The sequence below is a fragment of the Planctomonas sp. JC2975 genome (assembly GCF_012985205.1).
GTDB lineage: Bacteria > Actinomycetota > Actinomycetes > Actinomycetales > Microbacteriaceae > Humibacter.
This window is the reverse complement of sequence record NZ_JABEKS010000001.1, coordinates 1,930,101-1,944,627: the sequence shown is the minus strand read 5'-3', so window position 1 is coordinate 1,944,627 and position 14,527 is coordinate 1,930,101. Positions and strand designations below refer to the sequence as shown.

The window sequence follows — 14,527 nt, the reverse complement described above, 5'->3', positions numbered from 1 at the left end:
ACCAGTTCCCGGCTCATCGACAGCTCGCAGACGCACGGTCGTCACGTCGCTTCGCGACGCGCTGAACAAGCGGCCGTGGTCCTGAAGCTCGACCGGCGACAGAGACGGCCGCTTTCGTGTTCGACATTCACGCGATCATGGCCCGAGTTCTAAGCTGGCGACCACCCGACGCCGAGCGTGGACCGCTCGACGGCTTCGTCTCGTTGGGAGAGATGCATGCCAGGTGAAGCCTTGACTTCCGACAGTCAGCCGGCAGCGCGGTCGGCGCTGATCACCGGAGGATCTCGAGGTGTCGGTGCCTGCCTGGCGGCCTTGCTCGCCGCAGACGGCGTCGACGTCACCCTGACCTTCCGGCGCTCGCAGGAGGCGGCGGATGACGTTGTGGCGGGCATCAGAGCGGCGGGGGGAAGCGCGAGGGCGGTGCGGCTCGAGCTGGAGTCGGCCGCCGACATCGAAGCGCTCTTCGCAGAGGGTGCGACTTTCGACTGCCTGGTGGCCAACGCCGCCGCATCCGCATTCAAACCGATCGAGCGGCTTTCGACGTCCAACCTGGAACGCTCGTGGGAGACGAACGTGCGGTCGTTCGTGCTGCTCGCGCAGCACGCAGTGTCGCGGATGCCACGTGGCGGCCGCGTCGTCGCCGTCACCAGCTACGGTGCGAGCCGGGCGTTCCCGGCGTATGGCGCCATCGGTGCGGACAAGGCGGCGCTGGAATCGTGGGTGCGGCACATGGCAGCCGAGTTCGGGGAACGCGGAATCACGGTGAACGCCGTCAATGGCGGCCTCTTCGACACCGACTCGTTCCGGCACTACTACGCCGATGACTCACTGCCGGATCCCGAGACCATGGCGGCACGTGTTCCGCTCGGTCGTATAGGCACACCGGACGACCTGGCGCACGCCGTGCGCTTCCTGCTGTCGCCGGAGGCCGGATACATCACGGGTCAGACCCTGGTGGTGGATGGCGGCCTCACGATCGTCGCGCCGCCGTACTGGTCAGAGGTGCGCGCCGCGCAGCGCGGGCGACCGGACAACGTCGGCCAACAGACAGAGTCGAGCAACACACAGAGGAGAGGCAACGATGACCGATGAGGTTCGCCGCGGCAACACCGACTACGACCCGAGTGAACTGCGGCGCGTGTTCGAGAATCATTTCACCTGGGCGGCCGCGTTCGAACGGAACACGCATCGTTATGCGTCGCGACCCGCACTCACCGATCCACCGTCCGGACGGTCGTGGACTTACCGAGAGCTCGGCACCGTCGCGGGCAGGCTGGTCGAGGGGCTCCACTCCCGCCAGGTCGGAGTCGGCGACATCGTGGGCTACCAGCTCATGAACGTGCCCGAGTTCGCGTTCCTCTACATCGCGGCGCAGGGGCTTCGTGCAGTGAGTTCGCCGATGAACTTCCGGCTGGCTCCCGGCGAGACCGCCCACATCCTCGACCAGTCGCGGCCCGCAGTGTTCGTCTACGACGCCGCCGATGCCGCCAACGTCGCAGCTGCGCTCGAGCTTGCGGCGCACGCCCCGCGCATCCTCGCTGCCGTCGGAGAGGGCGATCTGCTGCCGGGCGCAGTGCCGTTCGAGGACCTGCTGGCCGATGACGCACACGGCTTCCGCGCGCCTGCCGATGCCAGCACATGGGATGAGACGTCCCGCCTCTACACGTCGGGGACCACCGGGCTGCCGAAGGCGGTCCCGCTCACGAGTCTCAACGAAGTGCTCACCGCGCACGACGTGATCATGCACTTCCCGTTGGGGCCGAGCGACAAGACGATGAACATGTCGCCCTGGTTCCATCGTGGCGGCAACTACTGCGCAGGGCCGAACACGGCCTTCTTCGTGGGTGCCGAGGTGGTGACGCTGCCGCGGTTCGACCCGCAGGTGGTGCTGGACAGCATCCAGGATTATCGCCTCACCTACGTGATCGGCGCCCCCACGAATCTCGAGCGGCTAGCGGACGCGCAGGAAGCACGCCCGCGCGACCTCGCCTCCTTGCACGGAATCGTGACCATGGGCGCGCCGCTCGACCGTGCCGCGGCTCTGCGCTACCAGCGCGTGCTCACGCCGCGGATCGCCAACGGATACGGCACCACCGAGGCGTTCTGGAACACGTACCTGCGTCCTGACGACCTCCCGGATGCCGCCGGTGCAGCCGGCCGCGCTTGCCTCGACGACGACGTCGCCGTGGTGAAGGTGCAGACCGATCGCATCTCATCGCCGGACGAGCACGCTGACAAGGACGGCCAGGAGATCGGCGAGGTGATCATGCGCTCGGTGAAGAGCGGCTATGCCTACCTCGGGAGTCCGGATGAGCAGCTCGAGAAGTTCCGCGACGGCTGGGTGTATCCGGGCGACCTCGCCACCTGGGACGAGAACGAGATCGTCACGATCGTGGGGCGCAAGGACGACATGATCATCTCCGGAGGAGAGAACGTGCATCCGGTCCAGGTCGAGGAGGTTCTCGCCGGACACGAGGGCGTCGCGGACTCGATAGTCGTCGGACTCCCCGACCAGCAATGGGGCGAACTCGTGGTCGCCTATGTGCAGCCACGGGATGGCGCCCTCTCGGACAGCGCCGCCGCGGCCCGCGACCTGGACGCGTACCTGCGCGCCAGCTTCGCGCTCGCGGACTACAAGCGGCCCCGCCGGTACGCGTTCGTCTCCGAGCTGCCGTACACGGCCACAGGCAAGAAGCAGCACTTCAAGTTGAGGGAGCAGGCGCCACAGGATTCCGTCGACGGGCGGTTCGTGACGCCGTAGGGAGTCAGTGGTGCGCTCCGACGAGCTCAGTTGGCCGGGACGAGCGCGCCGTCGACCGTGCGCGGCAGGTGCCACGGGTTGGCGTCCTGGAGCGCAGGCGGCAGGGCGGCGTCCGGCACGTCCTGGTAGGCGACGGGGCGAAGGAAGCGTCCGATGGATGCCGTGCCGACCGACGTGAAGTGCGGTGCGGTCGTCGCGGGGTACGGCCCGCCGTGCTGCTGCGCATAGGTGACGGAGACGCCGGTCGGCCATCCATTGAACAGCACGCGGCCGGCCTTGTCCGCGAGAACAGTGACGAGCGCAGCGGCATCCGCGTCGTCGTCTGCACCCTGGACCGTCGCCGTCAGCTGGCCCTCGAGCGCGCCGGCGACCGCGACCGCCTGCTCAGCGGAGTCGTAGCGCACAAGGAGCGCTGCCGGGCCGAAGTGCTCCTCGAGAAGCTCGTGCGGGTGGGCGAGGAGGGCTGCGGCATCCGTGACGTACACCGTGGGGGTCGGCACGTCGGCGCGGCTCGGATCGCCTGTCAGGAGCTCCACGTCGTCGCGCTCGGCCAGGGTGCCGAGCCCGGCGAAGAAGCCGTCGCTGATCGACGCAGCGAGCATCGGGCCGCCGGAGGTCTCCCGAACGGCCGCTGCGACCAGCGGCTCGAGTCCGGCGCCGTTGGGCACGAGCAGCACGCCGGGCTTGGTGCAGAACTGGCCGACGCCGAGCGTCATCGAGGACGCGAATCCGGTGGCGATGGCATCCGCTCGCTCGCTCGCCGCGGCCGCGGTGACGAACACGGGGTTGACGCTGCCGAGCTCGCCGTAGAACGGGATCGGCGTCGGTCGCGACGCTGCGAGATCGAACAGAGCGCGCCCGCCGTACAGCGAACCCGTGAAGGTCGCGACGGTGAGATCAGGATGCAGCACCAGGTCGCGCCCGGTCTGCCGGCCTTCGACGAGGGCGAACGCGCCTTCAGGTGCCCCTGACGCGCGCAGCGCCTCCTCGACGTGACGAGCGACGGCGTGCGACAGCTCGATGTGAGCGGAGTGGGCCTTGACGACGACGGGGCATCCGGCAGCGAGAGCAGCAGCGGTGTCGCCTCCGGCGACGGAGAAAGCGAACGGGAAGTTGCTCGCGGCGAAGACGGCGGCGGGACCGATGGGGCGCAGCACGCGTCGCAGATCCGGACGCGGTCCCATGCCCCATGTCGGGTCGGCGTGGTCGATGGTCGCCTCGAGGTAGGCGCCGCGCTCGAGCTGCTCTGCGAAGAGGCGCAGCTGGAATGTGGTGCGCACGAGCTCGCCGGTGAGCCGCTGCTCCAGCAGGTGGCTTTCGCGCATCGCGAGGGGGACGAGCGTGCCGGCGTCCGCGTCGAGCGCGTCTGCGATCGCGCGCAGCCAGGTGGCGCGCTCGCGCGGCGTCGTCGCCGCAAGAACCGGCGCCGCCTTGACGGCCGCCGCCATGACGGCGTCGAGTTCGGTGTTCGCCGGTGCCTCGGTCGTGGTGTCGCTCATCGGGTCTCCTTCTGAGGGTTCGTCACGGGTCCATGGCGTGTCTGAGCGCCACTGAGAAAACGTTTCCTGGCCATTCTCTCGCATCTGCCCTGCTGGTTGTCCAGCCGGGCTCAGCGACCGACCTTGATGACCGGGTTGGCGAGCGTTCCGATGCCGTCGATGCCGATCCTCACGACATCGCCTGGCATGAGCGTGAAGTCCGCTCCCGGAACGATGCCCGTTCCGGTCAGCACGACCGTGCCGTCTGGAAAGTCGAGGCCGCGGAACAGCCAGTCCGCGAGATCGGGAAGCGTGCGGGCCATCGTTTCCGTCGATGTCGTGCCCTCGAACACCGTGACGCCCTCGCGCTCGATGGTCAGCGCGATGCCGAACGGCGGCGCAGCGAGCCAGGCGGGAACGATCTCGGGGCCGAGGGCACAGGAGGCCGTGTAGACCTTGGCCTGCGGCAGGTAGAGCAGGTTCTCGCCCTCGATAGAGCGGCTGCTGACGTCGTTGCCGGGCACGAAGCCGAAGACGTCGCCTGCGGCGTCGAGGACGACCCCGAGCTCGGGCTCCGGCACATCCCATCCGGAGTCCGCGCGCACGCCGACCGGCTCACCGGGTCCCACGACGCGTCTGCCCGTTGCCTTGAAGAACAGCTCGGGGCGCTTGGCGACGTAGACGCGGTCGTATGGCGAGCCATCCGTCGCTTCCTCGATGCGTCCGTCGCGGCTGCGCAGATACGTGACGCCTGCCGCCCACACCTCGTGCTCCGGGTCGACCGGTGCGAGCACGGCATCGACGCGGATGCCCGTGGTCGCCGCATCCACACGCGCCTTCTCGATGAGACCCCGCGCTTCGTCCCTCGGCAGCCGCAGCAGCTCGGCGAGCGCCGCACCGAGCGGCGAGTACACGTCTCCGGACCGGACGGCCCAGAGCACCTCGCCGTCGAAGCGCACGCGGGCGAGCCCGAGTGGCGCACGGTTCGTGTCGTCGTGCTTGGTGTCGTTCACGATGTGATCCCTTTTTCTGCCTCTTTCGTTCGGTGGGCGCTCAATGGGACTCCCTGGTCACCGTTGCGCCGCTGGATCCGGTGAGGAAGTCGAGGTCGGCCCCGGTGTCCGCACCCTGAACATGGTCGATGTAGAGCTTCTGCCAGCCTCGGTCGGCGCTTGCGAACGACCCGGTCTCGCGGAACGGCGGCTTGCGTGCGGCGAGTTCCTCGTCGCTCACTTCCACCTCGATGCGACGGTTCGGCACGTCGAGCGAGATGATGTCGCCGTCGCGCACGAGGGCGAGGTTGCCGCCGGCCGCGGCCTCGGGGGCGACGTGCAGCACGACGGTCCCGTACGCCGTGCCCGACATCCGTCCGTCGCAGACGCGCACCATGTCGCGCACGCCCTGCTTGAGCAGCTTCGGGGGCAGCGGCAGGTTGGCCACCTCGGGCATGCCCGGATACCCCTTGGGTCCGCATCCGCGCAGCACGAGGACGGAGTCGACGTCGACGTCGAGATCGGGATCGTCGATGCGCGCGTGGAAGTCCTCGATCGAATCGAACACGACGGCTTTGCCACGATGCACGAGGAGCCCGGGGGATGCCGCGGCCGGCTTGATGATGGCACCGCGCGTTGCCAGGTTGCCGCGGAGCACGGCGATGCCGGCGTCGTCCTGCAGCGGATCCTCGCGCAGCGAGATCACGTCGCGATCCCACACCGGATGGTCGCCGAGGAAGTCGGTCAGCGGCGCACCCATCACGGTCTGCGCGGCGGGATCGAAGAGGTCCTTCACCTGGTCGAACACGGCGAGCACGCCGCCAGCGCGGAACAGGTCCTCCATGAGGTACTCGCCGGCAGGCTGCAGGTTGACGAGCAGCGGGACGTTCGCACCGATGCGGTCGAAGTCGTCGAGTGTGAGGTCGATGCCGAGTCGGCCGGCGATCGCGAGCAGGTGGACGACGGCGTTGGTCGATCCGCCGATCGCGGCCAGCGCGACGATCGCGTTGTGGAACGACTCCTTCGTGATCACCTTCGAGATGGTGCGCTGCTCCGCCACGAGCTCGACCGCGAGACGACCCGTGGCGTGGGAAGCCTCGAGGAGGCGCGCATCCGCGGCGGGAGTGCCGGCCAGGCCGGGGATGGTCATGCCGAGCGCCTCGGCCATGATGCCCATGGTCGATGCGGTGCCCATGGTGTTGCAGTGACCCTTAGAGCGGATCATCGAGGTCTCGGACCTCTCGAACTCGGCCTCGCTGAGCGTGCCGGCGCGCACCTCCTCGCTGAGTTGCCACACGCCGGTGCCGCAGCCCATGAGCTCACCGCGGAAATGCCCGTTGAGCATGGGGCCGCCAGGAACGACGACGGCGGGGATGTCGACGGATGCTGCCCCCATCAGCAGCGCCGGGATCGTCTTGTCGCACCCGCCGAGCAGCACGACGGCATCCACCGGATTCGCGCGCAGCATCTCCTCGACCTGCATCGCGGCGAGGTTGCGCCAGAGCATGGCCGTCGGCTTCACGAGGGTCTCTCCGAGGCCCATCACCGGGATCTCGAGCGGGATGCCACCCGCCTCGTACACACCGTTCTTGACGTACTGCGCGACCTCGTTCAGGTGCATGTTGCACGGCACCAGGTCGCCTGCCGTGTTCGCGATGGCGATCTGCGGACGTTTGCCGTCGAAGGCGTCCGCGGGAATGCCGCGCCGCATCCACGCGCGATGGATGTAGGGATCGCGGCCCTCGCCGCCGTACCAGTCCTGGCTGCGCAGGGTCATTCACGGGCTCCTTTGCTCGAGTCGTGGTTCATGGCGGTACTCATGCCCATGCTCGTGCACCTGCATGAGCACGTGGTGCCGATGCGGGTGGAAGTCCGCGACGGCATCGCACTCCAGTCTGCCCAATTTGTTCGCACTTCGCGCAATTCAGGTGGACCGCGACGCGGTCCACACCTTCTGAGGCTGGATAAAAGCATGGGAAAGCCTTAGGAATTGCAGAGCGGACATCCACCGTTCATAGGAATTGCATGGAGCAGACAAAGAGCTTTCGCGAGACCGCGAGGTGCACTGGGGTCATCGATCGAGACGGGACATCGACCCGACGCGGTCATCGACTCTCGTGGTCACCGACCCGGAATGGACGTAGGACTCATGAACAACGACACGATCAAGCGCCGCACGATCGGCTGGATCACAGCCGGCGTTGCGGCATCCGCAGTGTTCGCCATGGCGGGCACGGCGGCCACTGCGGTGACCGTCGTCGACATCGCATCCGCCTTCGCGAAATCGGCGGCGACCCAGTCCGGCGCGGAGCGTGCCGGATACAGCGGCAACGGCTGGGGCGGCAACGGCGGCGGCAGTCAGGGCGACGGCGGCCAGAGCTCGGGTTCGGGCAGCTCGTCATCGGCGACGAACGCCCAGTCGAAGGGTGTCGTCGTCATCGACACGACGCTCTCGTACGAGGGATCCGAAGCCGCGGGCACAGGCATCGTGCTGACGAGCTCGGGTGAGATCCTCACCAACAACCACGTGGTGGACGGCTCGACGAGCATCTCCGTCACTGTCGTCTCCACCGGCAAGACCTACACCGCGAGCGTGGTGGGAACGGATGCCACTGACGACGTCGCCGTGCTGCAGCTGAGCGGCGCATCGGGCCTTGCGACAGCAACGCTCGACAACGGATCCGTGTCGGTCGGCGACGACGTGACGGCGGTCGGCAATGCCGGCGGAACCGGTACGCTCACCGCGGCGGACGGCACAGTGACGGGCACGGACAAGTCGATCACGACGCAGGCCGAGGGGGTCGTGGCATCCGAATCGCTGACCGGTCTCATCGAGACGGATGCCGGCATCCAGGCCGGCGATTCGGGTGGTCCGCTCCTCGACGCGCAGGGCGAGGTCATCGGCATCGACACGGCGGCTTCGGCGAGCTCGTCGGTGTCCGACGGCTACGCCATCCCGATCGGGAACGCACTCGACATCGCGAAGCAGATCGAGTCCGGCCGGGCCAGCTCGACGATCACCATCGGGCTGCCGGCGTTCCTGGGCGTGGAGGTCGCATCCGACTCCTCCGACTACGGCTACTCCGGCTCGCAGGGAGATCAGGGCGGCCAGGGCTACCTCGGTGGACAGGGCTACTCCGGATCGCAGGGCAGCACGACCTCCCAGGCCGGCGCTGCGATCGGTGGTGTCATCGACGGCGGTCCTGCGGCGTCTGCAGGGATCGTGGCCGGCGACACGATCACGGCGGTGAACGGCACGGCGATCGGATCCTCGAGCGACCTGACGACGACCCTCGCCCAGTTCCACCCTGGCGACTCCGTCTCCGTCACCTGGACCGACTCGGCCGGCATGTCGCACACCGCTTCGGTGAAGCTCGCCTCAGGACCGGCGGCGTAGGGCAGGCAGCGTTCGCGGTCCAGCGGTGCAGGTCGGCCGCGCGTCACGTTTCGGCGACGCGCGGCCGACCTGTCTCAGGTCTGGCAGACCGGGCAGTACCAGGTGTCGCGCAGCTCCAGTTCGGTGCGGCCGAGTTGCAGGCGGCGGATGAGCGTGCCGCAACGGCGACATGGCATCCCTTCGCGACGGTGCACGTACGACGTTCGGCCTCTGCGCGTTTCGCCCGTCGTGGAGCGGATGGCGCGATCCTTGTTGGCCACGATCATGCGGTGCGCGAGCGTGACGGCCCTTGCGACATCCGCGTCGCGAACGAGCCGGGTGGGGAGCATCCCTCGCACGAAGCAGAGCTCGCCCACGTACTCGTTGCCGAGCCCGGCGAGGTTGCGCTGGTCGAGGAGAGCGACGGCGATGGGAACATCCGGATGCTCGCCGATGCGCCGCACCGCCTCCCGCTCGTCCCAATCGGGGCCGAGGAGGTCGGGACCGAGGTGGCCGACGGCATCCGCTTCGCGCGCGGTCGGCAGAACCTCCAGCACGCCGAGCTCGAATCCGACGACCTGGGATTCCGCGGTCGCGAGCACGGCACGCGCCTGGAACGCCGGACGCCGCCACGGCTGCCCTGGCGAGTAGACGCGCCACTCGCCCTCCATCTTCAGGTGACTGTGGATGGTGCTCATGCCGATCCGCATCAGGATGTGCTTGCCGCGGCTGGCCACCTCGTGCACCTGCTGGCCGGTGAGGTCGAGTGTTGCGAAGGCGGGCACACGCAGGTCGCAGTGCGTCAGGACCCGCCCGGCGAGCACGTCGTTCAGCATGCGTGCCTGGCGGTAGACGGTATCCCCTTCAGGCATTTGGAGGACCCTCGTCGGCTGTTCCGAGTCCGCCAACATGACAGGTCGCGCTCCCCTGCCGAATACATGCCCGATCGGCATGTTCTCGGGCGGATGTCATGTGCACCGAGGTGGCGCGCATCACGAGCGGAGCCTCAAGCCGCGCGGAGTCGGCATGAACCCCGCGGCCACGAGCGCCTCGCCGAACGGCGTGCCCAGCACAAACGTGCCGCCGACGGTCTCGATCGTCAGCGTCGAGATGCGGCCGCGATGGATCGCATCCGCGAGGGCGCGCGTCGCAGGCCACATCGTCTCGGGATCGTGGTCGAACAGCAGCGTCGTCTTGCCTCCGCGCTCCACGTACAGCGCGAGCGCGCCGTCGACCATGACGACGATCGCGCCCGCCTTGCGTCCCGGACGGTGCCCCGTCGCCGAGACCGCGGAGCCCGCAGCGGATGCCGTCGGCCAGGGCAGCGCGGCTCCGTACGGATTCGCCGGGTCGGTGGCCGCCAACGCGACGGCCATTCGCGGTGGCTCGAGCGTGGAGTCCAGGGTGAAGGTGCGCAGGCGATCGACGGTGGCACTCGTGGCGAACTGGGCGGCGCCAAGGGTCTCGACGAAGTATCCGCGGCGTGCCCGGCCGGACTCCTCGAATCCGCTGAGCACGCGGTAGGCCAGTGCGAAGCCGCCCGGCTGGTTCTCGGCCATGACGGAACCGCGGGTGACGACACCGTATCGGTCGAGCAGGGTTTCGGCCGCGGCTTTCGCGCGCACCGTTGCATCCGGTTCGGCGTTCGAGAGAGGCAGAGGCAGGATCGACCAGCGGCCGGCCGTGGTGGGCGGACCCGAGCGGGCGGATGCTGCGCGCAGCCCGTCAACGACCGTGGGGCGCGCATAGGAACGCGGCATCCGCATCCTGGCTCTGGGTGTCGCTCGCTGCGGCTTGTGCGCACCGCGCCCGCCGGTGAGGGCGCGCAGCGGCGCGAACGTGTCGTTCGTGATGAGTCCGGCCCAGACGAGGTCCCAGAGCGCCGTCGTGAGGGCGTCGTCGTCGAGCGAGCCGACGGCATCCGAGAGCTGGCGGAAGAAGAATGCGCCGCCGGCACCGAGCGCGGACAGCACCTCGCGTTGCAACTCGTCGGCCGCGTGTTCCGGCGGCGCGATCATCGTCAGCGGTGCGCTGTCGGCCAGATGCAGGCTCACCCAGCCGTCGTTCCCCGGCAGGGATCCGCTGCCGCTCCACAGCACTTCGCCGCTCGCGGTCAGCTCGTCGAGCATCGCCGGCTGGTAGTCGGCTATTCGGGACGGCAGAATCAGGCTCTCCCATGCAGAAGCGGGAATACGCGTACCTGCGAGCTGTTCGACGACGGATGCCACGGCGTCCACCCCGCGCAAGCTCCCGCCGACGTGTTGCCAGTCGGGCAGGAACCGAGCGAATGCCTTCGGCTCGACCGGCTCGACCTCGTGCCGCAGCGCCGCGAGGGACATGCGACGGATGCGCCGCAGCACCTCCGAGTCGCACCACTCCGTGCCTGCGGCGTTGGGGCGGAACTCGCCCTCCGTGATCCGCCTGTCCTGGGCGAGACGGCGGAGCGTGTCGTGCGCGACGGCCGAACCGAGGCCGAATCTGGTCGCCGCATCCGCCACCGTGAACGGTCCGTGCGTGCGTGCGTGACGGCCGATCAGGTCGCCGAGCGGATCGGCAACCGGCTCGACGAACGCCGTCGGAACGCCGATGGGCAGGGGGACGCCGAGCGCGTCGCGCAGGCGGGCCGCGTCCTCGACGGCCGCGTACCGGTCGGCGCCCGCGATGATCACGCGGAGAGCGCGCTTGGTGGCGACGAGTTCGTCGAGAGCGGCGCCGGCGGCCTCGACCGGTGACGGTTCTGGCTCGCTCGACCGCGTCTCGCTCCACCGTTGGGCTACCTCGTCCACTGCGAGCGGGCCGAGCAAGCGGAGCAGGTCGGCTGCACCCTCGAGTCCGAACATCCGGCGCTCAGGAGTCAGCCGCTGCACCTCGCGCTCGACGCGTTCGATGACCGCCGGATCGAGCAGCTCGCGCAGCTCCGCGCGTCCGAGGAGCTCGGACAGCAGCGAAGCATCGACGGACAGCGCGGCGGCTCGCCGCTCGGCGAGCGGGGTGTCGCCCTCATACATGAACGAAGCGACATATCCGAAGAGCAGGGACCGGGCGAACGGCGACGCCTCCTCGGTGGCGACTTCCACGATGCGGATGTCACGCGCGGCGATCCGCGTCGCGATCCGTTTCAGCGACGGCAGGTCGTACACGTCCTGCAGGCATTCGCGCATGGTCTCGAGGATGATCGGGAACTGCGGATGCTTGCGCGCGACATCCAGCAGCTGCGCCGACTTCTGCCGCTGCTGCCACAGCGGGGCCCTCTTGCCCGGGTTGTACTTCGGCAAGAGCAGGGCTCTCGCAGCGCACTCGCGGAATCGCGAGGCGAAGAGGGCTGAGCTGCCGACCTCCTCCGTGACGAGCTGCTCCAGCTCGTCGGCCTCGAAGACGAACAGGTCGGCGCCCGGAGGCTCCGCCTCTGCGTCGGGGATGCGGACGACGATGCCGTCGTCGCTCGCGATGCTGGATCCGTCGAGTCCCAGGCGTTCCTGGATCCGCGCCTGCACGGCGAGCGCCCACGGCGCGTGCACTTGCATGCCGTACGGGGAATGCAAGACGATGCGCCAGTCGCCGAGCTCGTCACGGAATCGTTCGGCGACGAGCGTGCGATCCGTCGGCAGGTGTCTCGTCGCCTTCTTCTGGTCGTCCAGGTAGGCCAGGAGGTTGCCGGTGGCGAACTCGTCGAGACCGGCGTCGGCGGCGCGGGCACGAGCATCCGCTTCCTTCGCGGAGGAGATCTCGCGCACGAACCCGCCGACGGCCTCGCCGAGCTCGGCCGGTCTGCCGATGCCGTCGCCCTTCCAGAACGGGAGCCGGCCGGGCTCGCCGAACGCCGGCGAGACGAGCACCCGGTCGTGGGTGATCTCCTGGATGCGCCAGCTGGTCGCGCCGAGTGCGAAGACATCGCCCACCCGCGACTCGTAGACCATCTCCTCGTCGAGCTCGCCGACGCGGCGTCCGCCCTTGGCCGGATTGGTCTCGTCGGTCGTCCCGACCATGAACACGCCGAACAGGCCGCGATCGGGGATCGTGCCGCCGCTCGTCACCGCGAGACGCTGCGCGCCGGGGCGCCCGGTGAGGATGCCGCGGTCGCGATCCCAGACCACGCGGGGACGCAACTCGGCGAACTCGTCGCTCGGATACCGTCCCGAGATGAGGTCGAGGGTCGCGTCGAACGCGCTGCGCGGCAGCGTGGCGAACGGTGCGCTGCGGCGCACGATGTCGAACCACCCGTCGACGTCGAGCGGGTCGAGGGCAGTCGCTGCCACCGTCTGCTGGGCCAGGATGTCGAGCGGATTCGCCGGCACCTTCAGCTCCTCGATGAGCCCGGCGACCATGCGCTCGCTCGCCACGGCCGAGTTGACGAGGTCGGAGCGGTGCTTCGGGAACATGACGCCCCTTGACACCTCGCCCACCTGGTGTCCTGCGCGGCCGACCCGCTGGAGCCCGCTCGCGACGGAGGGCGGCGCCTCGACTTGCACGACGAGATCCACCTCGCCCATGTCGATGCCAAGCTCGAGGCTGCTGGTGGCGACCACGCAGCGCAGGCGTCCGCTCTTCAGATCGTCTTCGATGACGGCCCGCTGCTCCTTGCTGACGGATCCGTGGTGCGCGCGGGCCAAGATTCCGGAGTCGTCGTCGGCATCGTTGCCCGCCGTCCACTCGTTCGGGCGCCTGCGCTCCTCGATGATGGCGGCGTTGGACCAATGGGCAGACGGATCCGCCTCCGAGCGGCTGCCGCGGCGAGTCCCTTTGGTCTGCCCGGATCCGCCCATCAGCTCGGCCGGCGCCCGGCGTGCGCGCAGCGGCAGCCCTGGCACGTTCTCGGCGGTATCCTCCAAGCGCTCCTGGTAGATCTCGTTCATGCGCGCCGTGAGGCGTTCCGCGAGACGTCGTGAGTTCGCGAACACGATCGACGACCTGTGCTCCAGCACCCGGTCGACGATCGCCTCTTCAACGTGCGGCCAGATCGAGCCGCCCTGCGGCGCCTGGTCGTCTTCGTGCGCCGCCGGACTCACGGCGCTCATGTCCTCGACGGGCACGACCACCCTGAGGTCGAACCGCTTCTGCGACGGCGGCGAGACGATCGTGACCGGATTGCGTCCGCCAAGGAATCGCGCCACTTCCTCCGGCGGTCGGACCGTCGCCGACAGCCCGACGCGCTGGGCCGGCTTCGGGAGCAAAGCGTCGAGACGCTCGAGCGACACCGCGAGGTGGGCGCCGCGTTTGGTCGCAGCCACTGCATGGACCTCGTCGACGATGACTGTCTGCACATCGGCGAGCGTCTCGCGGGCCTGCGAGGTGAGCATGAGGAAGAGCGATTCGGGGGTCGTGATCAGGATGTCGGGCGGATGCGTCAGCAACGTGCGGCGCTCAGAGGCCGGCGTGTCACCGCTGCGAACCCCGACCGAGACATGCGGCGGCTCGGCGCCGAGGCGCTTCGCCGTCTGAGTGATGCCGACGAGCGGGGATCGCAGGTTGCGCTCGACGTCCACGCCCAGCGCCTTCAGCGGGGAGATGTACAGAACCCGGGTGCCCGTTGCGTTGGTGGACTCGTCTCGCGAACCGACCGCCGAGACTGCGGTCGGCTCCGGCGTCGCGCCCGGGCCAAGAGACGGCTTCTGCTCCGCGCTCCAGTGTGCGTGCATCAGCCGGTCGATGGCCCAGAGGAAGGACGCGAGTGTCTTGCCAGAGCCCGTCGGGGCGATGACCAGCGTGTGGTCGCCGCGGGAGATGGCGTCCCACGCGCCGAGCTGTGCCGACGTGGGCGCGTCGAACGCCCCCTCGAACCACGCACGCGTGGCGGGGGAGAAGCGCTCGAGCACGTCGCCCATCGTTGAATCTCAACACATGCGTACGACACTCGCCGGGGTGAACTCCGCCCGGCCGGCCGGAAGGGGGCGCCGCTGTCGGCGGGCCGGGGTACCGTCGC

8 protein-coding genes are annotated in these 14,527 nt (G+C 69.1%); 3 read left to right on the top strand and 5 right to left on the bottom strand.

The window, feature by feature from the left end; translation table 11 throughout:
• Window positions 1-231: 231 nt before the first annotated feature.
• Entirely contained in the window at window positions 232-1,092 is an 861-nt protein-coding gene (locus tag HII28_RS08745) for an SDR family oxidoreductase (protein ID WP_240977277.1), read from the top strand.
• Window positions 1,082-2,761 carry an AMP-binding protein gene (locus HII28_RS08740; RefSeq protein ID WP_170025048.1) on the top strand — a complete coding sequence of 560 codons (1,680 nt, stop codon included), beginning with the start codon at window positions 1,082-1,084 and terminating at the stop codon, window positions 2,759-2,761. Before HII28_RS08745 ends, HII28_RS08740 begins: the two co-directional genes overlap by 11 nt.
• A gap of 26 nt (window positions 2,762-2,787) precedes the next feature.
• Here HII28_RS08740 and HII28_RS08735 read toward each other — a convergent pair whose 3' ends face one another.
• The 3 genes from HII28_RS08735 to HII28_RS08725 all read right to left on the bottom strand — a co-directional run bounded on the left by HII28_RS08735 (window position 2,788) and on the right by HII28_RS08725 (window position 7,008).
• The gene (locus HII28_RS08735; RefSeq protein WP_240977276.1) at window positions 2,788-4,260 is read right to left on the bottom strand and encodes an aldehyde dehydrogenase (NADP(+)); all 1,473 of its coding nucleotides are present in this window, start codon (window positions 4,258-4,260) and stop codon (window positions 2,788-2,790) included.
• 110 nt (window positions 4,261-4,370) lie between these two features.
• Window positions 4,371-5,252: a fumarylacetoacetate hydrolase family protein gene (locus HII28_RS20705; protein WP_346769241.1), complete on the bottom strand. Its 882-nt coding sequence runs from the start codon at window positions 5,250-5,252 to the stop codon at window positions 4,371-4,373.
• A gap of 40 nt (window positions 5,253-5,292) precedes the next feature.
• Complete coding sequence (locus HII28_RS08725) at window positions 5,293-7,008, bottom strand: dihydroxy-acid dehydratase (RefSeq protein WP_170025046.1); 1,716 nt, start codon at window positions 7,006-7,008, stop codon at window positions 5,293-5,295.
• 372 nt (window positions 7,009-7,380) lie between these two features.
• Between HII28_RS08725 and HII28_RS08720 the strand changes: the two genes are divergently transcribed.
• Window positions 7,381-8,628, top strand: coding sequence for a trypsin-like peptidase domain-containing protein (locus tag HII28_RS08720; RefSeq protein ID WP_170025045.1), 1,248 nt, complete (start codon window positions 7,381-7,383; stop codon window positions 8,626-8,628).
• Between the two features lie 74 nt (window positions 8,629-8,702).
• On the opposite strand, the gene HII28_RS08715 is transcribed toward HII28_RS08720, so the two are convergent.
• Together HII28_RS08715 and HII28_RS08710 are read right to left on the bottom strand one after the other, a co-directional pair.
• The gene (locus tag HII28_RS08715; RefSeq protein WP_170025044.1) at window positions 8,703-9,479 is read right to left on the bottom strand and encodes an Fpg/Nei family DNA glycosylase; all 777 of its coding nucleotides are present in this window, start codon (window positions 9,477-9,479) and stop codon (window positions 8,703-8,705) included.
• A gap of 120 nt (window positions 9,480-9,599) precedes the next feature.
• Window positions 9,600-14,429, bottom strand: coding sequence for a DEAD/DEAH box helicase (locus HII28_RS08710; RefSeq protein ID WP_170025043.1), 4,830 nt, complete (start codon window positions 14,427-14,429; stop codon window positions 9,600-9,602).
• Window positions 14,430-14,527 lie beyond the last annotated feature (98 nt).